Origin of the sequence: Pusillimonas sp. T2, assembly GCF_002236805.1 — a bacterium.
Classification (GTDB): Bacteria; Pseudomonadota; Gammaproteobacteria; order Burkholderiales; family Burkholderiaceae_B; genus Neopusillimonas.
In genome coordinates this window covers 1-6,184 of the sequence record NZ_NIQA01000024.1, presented here as the reverse complement: position 1 = coordinate 6,184, position 6,184 = coordinate 1, and the positions used below count along the sequence as shown (strand labels likewise).

Here is a 6,184-nt window from a genome sequence, read left to right as displayed (position 1 = left end):
AACTAGTGTGACAGAGGGGGCACAGCATCTATCGGGAAATCCGGGCTGATCTGGCGAAGCGATGAAGCCAAATAGGGCAATTCAAAGGGGGCATCCTCATTCAGGGCGGGGGCGCCTTGGGCAAGCCACTGGCGGATGGGGGCCGGATCCAGCAACTCGGTGCCACTTTGCAAAATAGCCTCGAGCTCCTGGGTGTTGATGAACTCGTTGCGGCCCATCACGCACCGCGCCTCGGGCATGGGCCTTGCTTGCTCAAGGGCGCGATGTTCAGCGGCAAACTGGCGAATGAGCTGAATTGACGGCACAGCCACAACGACCCGGCAAAACGACGACTGACTGATGAGTTCACTGCAGGCGGCCACAATGCCCAGCGTTTTACCAACACCTGTGGCCGCCTCAATCAGGCCGATGTTTTTGCTTTGCAGGCTCGACAACACAGATTGCGCGAAAAGCACCTGTTGGGGGCGGCGACTCAGCCCTCGAGCACTCGTATACCCATCCAAAAAAGAAGCGTTGGGCTTTTTGAGCGTTTGGGCATCACCACGCGAGAGGGCTGCGTATAGATACTTCAATGCGGCATCGCCCTCGCGGATCATCTGTTGCTTAGCTAGCTGTCGAATAGCACGACTGTGATTGGCTTCGAACGTGATGTTCATGCTGACGCCCGGTTCGCTAGTTACGGGCAATGCTGCTGGATTCAGTCCGTCCTCTATCGCGGTCTGAATCATCGACTTAACCGCTTGACGGATTGATTTTAGAGTCAGTGCGTTCTTAGGATCGTTTTCGTAATCGGATTCAATCTGTTGGCAGACCGAGGCAGAAATCTTTATTGTGGCCATAGTTTAACCCTCGCTGATCACCCTCATGATTTATGAGCATGTCGGTTTTATCAATTCACTCGTAAACACGGTAAATCATTTGTGAATTTTTTTATAGTCGTTATACTATCCTAAATCGTGACTTTATAGGAATGCCAATGAGACAATCGCTACTGCGCTTCAAGCTGCCTGAAACACAGCGGCTGACGACAAGTAAGTTCAAAGATCTGGTTACCAAGGCGTGCTCAGCCAATTCCGTCGTGCCAGAGTCCTTCTTTCATTACGCCAATGGCCGCCCTATTCCCGACAGTCAACCCGACTTCCGTTTTGTCGGCGGACGTCGATGGGTTGGCATTCTCTCCACCAGCGGAAACACCCAAGCGCTGTTGGCGGTCTCAGGCACGGTCTCAATGGCGCTTTCTAAAGAACTGGCCACAGCCATTCCAATGGATTTGCAAAAGCCTGAATTTGGTCTGGAAGAATCTGTTTTCCCCTATCGGTACTACTTTCGTGATCTGGTTTATCGCAAAGGCAACACCTGGAAAGGTACTAATGAGGAATTGGTCACGCGCCTGGTCATTAACGTGCTGCAACGCGAGCGCGATCAGCGCGGCATGGATTTTCCGGGGCTGGAGGTCGGCGCCGTCGAGCCCAGGCAGTACGCCAGCGCCGACGCGCAGTTCCTGAAGGAGCGTTTGGCCATCACCGTGCACGACTGCGATGAGTTGGGATTGCGTCTGACCTTCGCTGACGGCCAGACAAATCGCTACGCCCGCCTGCTGCGCGGCTCTTTTTCCATGAACGCCAAGCTCTCTGGCATTTGGCAAGCTGGCAACCTACAAAGCCGCGGATATGGCCGGCTGATTAGGATCGTTGGAGGTGTTCATGATGCAGCTTAGTGCTACCGAACTTGTACTTGCCGCAACCGGACTGAAGCCGGAAGGTTCGGACGTGTGTGATGAGCGCCATACAGGCATGTCTTGCGCCGTCTGCGGCGTCAGCCTGCGAGCTGGTGATCCCGTCGATGATCTGGTGCTTCCCCCCTCGTTCACCAATCACAATGCCTTGGCCCACCCGGGTAACCCGTGGCGCTGTGGCGCATGTACCGCTGTCATGACGCGCAGCGTCTTTCAGATGGGCGCTTCCAGCGTGTTGATTTGCCGTGATGGAATTTTCCCGATCATGAAAAAAGAACACCGTGCCTGGGCGCTGCAAACCCCACCCGATACGCCCTTTGCCTTGTGCGTGCAGAACGCTAAACAACAGCATGTGGTCTGGCGCACCCCGGTTACCTTGTCAAAAGAACAGATTCTGATTCGCGTAGGCGAGCAAGTGGTCAGGTTGCGCCGTTCGTTGCTACTGAAAGCGGCTGATGAAGCGCGTTACCTTGCCCAACTTAAATCGGAAAAGGGCCGGCCCGTGAAAGATGCCATCGAAAGCCCCTTTGTTGCTGATTGGAAGTTTCAGTCCAGCGACGGCGGGCGCCTGAAATGGTTTGTCTACAAATTGCTTGAACAAGAACAGATCACGACCGACAACATTTCGTCACTGCTACAACTTAACGCGGGTGAGGCCTGGGCTCTGGGGGCGTTTCTTCATGAAAGGCCCATCGCCCCAGAGTCCATTACCCCGTCAATTCTCTAATTACCGACAGGAGCACACCATGACAAGCATCGACGTTACCCTTACCCTGGCCTCGCCCTTGTATGTCGCCTACCCCGGCAACTACGACGACACAAAGAAAATTAGCTATACGACCAAGCTGCCCGTGATGATTGATGGCCAGCTTCAGTACATTCCCTATTACCCAGCCAACGGCTTTCGGGGGGCGCTGCGGCGCAAGGCGATGGGGCGTTTACTCAAGCACTTCACTGAAACCGAAGGCCCGTTGCCAGGCGATTTGTACCTTGGTTTGAGCTGCGGCGCTTCGTCTGGTTCGCCAGATTCCACCGCCCGTTCAGTTGAAGAGCTTTTGCGTGCTCGTGCCAACGTCTACATGGGTCTGTTTGGCGGGGGGGCTCGCCTGCACCCGTCCAGCTATCGTGTCAGCGACATGCTGCCGATCATAGCCAGCACCATCAAAACGGGCATGGTGCCCTCGCGGTTTGCCGAATACGTCAAATCCCGCACCTCCGAGAGCGGCGAAAAATATTATGTGCAGTCTAAGCAGCTTGTGAGTTTGCGGAACTCGATTCGCGTGGATGATCTTTTTCGAGTCATGAATCCAGGGCAAATCCTGAGCAGTGTAGCTGACCCTCAAGCCACGGTGGCCAAATACCAATCAGCTGTGCTCGGCAATCGTGCCGATCGAAAAGCTGAGGATGAATCGAAAAAATCCGAGCCCAGCAATCGTGCGAGACGAAAAGCCGATGATGAATTGAGAAAATCCGATGTGTCCCACATGCTGACTATCGAAACCATCGCCCCAGGCGTGCCGTTCCATTTTCGGATTGACCTGGATGACTCTGTGGTAGATGACGCCAAGATTGGTCTGATCCTGTTGTCGTTGTCAGATCTTTTCGTGGCCAATCAGTTCGGCGGCTGGGGGCGCTGCGGCTTCGGGAAGGTACGGGTCGAATCGATCCTGATCAACGGGGATGGTGATTCGCTGAGCTTGGGTGATTTTTACAGCACCAATGACACCTTCTCTTTGCCTGGGACGACGCAGCCCTTTGTCGATGCTGCCAATGAGGCTATTGGTACGCTGAGCATTGCAGACATGAAAGGCTTCTTTGAAGACTTTTCGGCCGACGCCAAAGCGCAGAAAGCGGCTGAGGCTAAGGCCAAGAAGGCGGCAAAAGAGGCAGCGAAAGAGGCGGTCTGACATGACACTTGAACCCTTGAAAATCACATTTACTGTCGCGGGAGGGTGGGCCGCGCCCGCCTTGCCTTTGCATCTTGACGCGGTTCTTGCGTACTGCGTAACTCAGCGAGGCCTTGAGGATATTGAAGAAGACCCTTCGGTGCAAGCCCTTCGCGCATTGGCTGATGATTTGCCTTTGGCTCGCCATGAGCAAGAGGGCGATTGGGTTTGGAAAGCCAGCGCTATTGTGCCGGCCGTTGCCGTAGTGAATGACACTGGGTTTTATACGCAGCGTCGTGATGAGGGTGTCTATGCTGCCGGCGTTGGCTCTGGTCAGATTCAGCATGGTCGCTATCGCCCTGGCGCAACTCTGGAGCCGTATCAGCTCAAACTCGATACATTACGAGGGGTGTACCGAAACCTGCTGGGTTTTTATCCCACGCAACGGCCTTTTGACGGTGGGTTGCTGATGCTACAGGCCTGGTGCATCGGGTATCGAGATTTGATCGATGAGCTGCTAAACGACGATAGGCGCCCGACACACCTTGGGGCACGGCGCCGAGCTGGCCTTGGGCGTATTACTTCGGTGGCTGTGGAGCCCGATTCGAGCGCTACCGAGCATTGGACACTGCGGGTCAAACCTTGGCCGTTGAGAGCGGATGATGTGGCGATTCAGGCGGCATGCAAACCGCCTTATTGGGCCGCTGAAAACCGCATGTCAGCATTTATCCCTGCGGGTCTGTGATCGTGCACCCTTTGTTGATCTTCTTTTTGTGCTCCTGGATTTCCCTCTCAACATTCTCAACCATCTTTCTCTCCTGCTAATTGGATAACCAAATGATCTGCCCTATTAACTTTCACAAAGGAGAGAAAATCATTTTGAGTCAAAGAGTTAACGACAAGAGTTTTTCCCGCGTTAGCGGGGGTTGAAGTTTCTGCATCTTCGGTAAAGAAGGTCACAAATGGTTTTTCCCGCGACAGCGGGGGGTTGAAGGATATGAGTAGACCAAACTATCGGCGACTCTTTGTTTTCCCCGCGAGGGCGGGGGTTGGGTGAGCTGTTGTCTGCTCTCCTCTAATGCTCCAAACGGTATGGGCTTTGCCTATAGTCAGGGCAACCGCCCGCGGTCTGTTGCTAAGCCATCTGAGGAATCAATAATGAGCAAAATTGAACAAATTTTACAAAGAGAAGATGGGTCCGAAGTCAAAATAGTGGCTGAGGAGTTTTTTGGGATGGGCCTGACCCGTTCGATCGACGTGTATGTGCTTGCACGGGATAACACTAACGCGAACTGGAGATTGGCCAAGAAGGATGCGAATCCAAACTGGGCTGACATGTCCGTACAGGACCATGAGAAGGTCGGCCGATCAGAAATGCTTGAACTCGTCTCTCGTGCTGAAATCCAACAGGCGCTTCAAATTCTTGAAGAAGTGGCAGCGCAATCTGTGACGAACGACATGTCCGACTACGAAGCGCCCCGATCGCCTGCCAGGCAGACAATGAAAGGCTAGAGTGCGATGATCAAGAGCGCCATCATCAGCGATTGCGAGCAATATCGCTATCGACTGACCAGGCAGGAACAAAGTCTGATAGGAAACAAACCCCCTATTGCCTTTCTCATGCTCAATCCAAGCACGGCTGATGCAACAGAGGATGATCCCACTATTCGGCGTTTGATTGGATTTGCCAGAACCTGGGGGCACTCAGGTGTTGTCGTGGCCAATCTGTATGCATTGCGATCGCCGAATCCAACCGCGCTATGGTCGCACACCGATCCGGTCGGGCCCGACAATGACCGGCACCTGTTGAAATTGGCTAAATCTCATTCCGATATCGTCTGCGCATGGGGTAATAATGCTCGCGCTGATCGGGTTGGTCACGTGGTCCAATTGCTCAAAAACCAGGGCGCTACACTCTGGTGTTTGGGTCAAACCAATTCGGGGGCGCCGCGGCATCCTCTCTACGTCAAATCTGATCAGGAACTGCTTGAATGGGAACTCAAGTCGTAAAACCATCCAGGGGCAGCGCCCCCGCCATACAGCGTTTTTCCCGCGTTAGTGGGGGTTGAAGGGCAAACTGGGCAGGAAGAACACATGGCCGGCGGTTTTTCCCGCGTTAGCGGGGGTTGAAGGTGTTTGTGGTCAAGCATCGTCTCAATGTCCTCGTTTTTCCCGCGTTAGCGGGGGTTAAAGGAGTACTTTGCTACCAAGCGGAATGTTTTCGGCGTTTTTCCCGCGTTAGCGGGGGTTGAAGGACTCCTGGGGTTGCTGTTCCTCGGTTAAGAACGTTTTTCCCGCGTTAGCGGGGGTTAAGAGCAGATAAGATCGAACACCGATGAATAGCAAACAATCAAGCGCAAAATCTGCAGAAGAAGCGCAACAGAGCGTGAGAACGTTTCATGCTCCCAATCAGGGTCCGATTATGCGTTTAAACGATCCTCTGATTGTTGCCCAAAACAACGAGCTTGGCTTGCGCTTGGAGGCCATTGGTCAGCACCGTTATAAGCCGGCAGATTTTGATGGCATTAGCCTCGTAACTTTTACAAAGGAGAGAAAATCATTT

At 53.6% G+C, this 6,184-nt stretch carries 8 protein-coding genes and 1 CRISPR repeat array; of the genes, 7 read left to right on the top strand and 1 reads right to left on the bottom strand.

Translation table 11 applies throughout. The annotated features are described in order from the left end of the window. Positions 1-2: 2 nt before the first annotated feature. Positions 3-839: a DEAD/DEAH box helicase family protein gene (locus tag PuT2_RS15485; protein WP_093971899.1), complete on the bottom strand. Its 837-nt coding sequence runs from the start codon at positions 837-839 to the stop codon at positions 3-5. Between the two features lie 137 nt (positions 840-976). Here PuT2_RS15485 and csf5 point away from each other — a divergent pair, with 137 nt between their 5' ends. The 7 genes from csf5 to PuT2_RS15785 all read left to right on the top strand — a co-directional run. Further along, positions 977-1,717 (top strand): type IV CRISPR-associated endonuclease Csf5, encoded by a 741-nt coding sequence (csf5, locus tag PuT2_RS15480; RefSeq protein WP_093971898.1) that lies wholly within the window; start codon positions 977-979, stop codon positions 1,715-1,717. Then, positions 1,704-2,462 (top strand): type IV CRISPR-associated protein Csf1, encoded by a 759-nt coding sequence (csf1, locus tag PuT2_RS15475; RefSeq protein WP_093971897.1) that lies wholly within the window; start codon positions 1,704-1,706, stop codon positions 2,460-2,462. Before csf5 ends, csf1 begins: the two co-directional genes overlap by 14 nt. 19 nt (positions 2,463-2,481) lie before the next feature. After that, positions 2,482-3,642, top strand: a complete 1,161-nt coding sequence (gene csf2, locus PuT2_RS15470) for a type IV CRISPR-associated protein Csf2 (RefSeq protein WP_158214067.1) — start codon at positions 2,482-2,484, stop codon at positions 3,640-3,642. Between the two features lies 1 nt (position 3,643). Next, a complete protein-coding gene (gene csf3 / locus PuT2_RS15465) occupies positions 3,644-4,366 on the top strand; it encodes a type IV CRISPR-associated protein Csf3 (protein ID WP_093971895.1) in 723 nt (240 codons plus the stop codon). A 413-nt stretch (positions 4,367-4,779) separates the two neighbouring features. Further along, positions 4,780-5,133: a hypothetical protein gene (locus PuT2_RS15460; protein WP_093971894.1), complete on the top strand. Its 354-nt coding sequence runs from the start codon at positions 4,780-4,782 to the stop codon at positions 5,131-5,133. A gap of 6 nt (positions 5,134-5,139) precedes the next feature. Further along, entirely contained in the window at positions 5,140-5,631 is a 492-nt protein-coding gene (locus PuT2_RS15455) for a DUF1643 domain-containing protein (protein ID WP_093971893.1), read from the top strand. A 32-nt stretch (positions 5,632-5,663) separates the two neighbouring features. Further along, a CRISPR array of direct repeats spans positions 5,664-5,932; the repeat unit is 25 nt; unit sequence CGTTTTTCCCGCGTTAGCGGGGGTT. Positions 5,933-5,956: 24 nt separating this feature from the next. Further along, positions 5,957-6,184, top strand: a 228-nt coding sequence (locus tag PuT2_RS15785) for a hypothetical protein (protein WP_216820834.1), incomplete at its 3' end; no start/stop codon positions are given.

What these genes read in the sequence shown, in the direction of transcription:
- PuT2_RS15485 (WP_093971899.1), bottom strand. Translation starts at nt 839, where the DNA reads ATGGCCACAATAAAGATTTCTGCCTCGGTCTGCCAACAGATTGAATCC.
- csf5 (WP_093971898.1), top strand. Translation starts at nt 977, where the DNA reads ATGAGACAATCGCTACTGCGCTTCAAGCTGCCTGAAACACAGCGGCTG.
- csf1 (WP_093971897.1), top strand. Translation starts at nt 1,704, where the DNA reads ATGATGCAGCTTAGTGCTACCGAACTTGTACTTGCCGCAACCGGACTG.
- csf2 (WP_158214067.1), top strand. Translation starts at nt 2,482, where the DNA reads ATGACAAGCATCGACGTTACCCTTACCCTGGCCTCGCCCTTGTATGTC.
- csf3 (WP_093971895.1), top strand. Translation starts at nt 3,644, where the DNA reads ATGACACTTGAACCCTTGAAAATCACATTTACTGTCGCGGGAGGGTGG.
- PuT2_RS15460 (WP_093971894.1), top strand. Translation starts at nt 4,780, where the DNA reads ATGAGCAAAATTGAACAAATTTTACAAAGAGAAGATGGGTCCGAAGTC.
- PuT2_RS15455 (WP_093971893.1), top strand. Translation starts at nt 5,140, where the DNA reads ATGATCAAGAGCGCCATCATCAGCGATTGCGAGCAATATCGCTATCGA.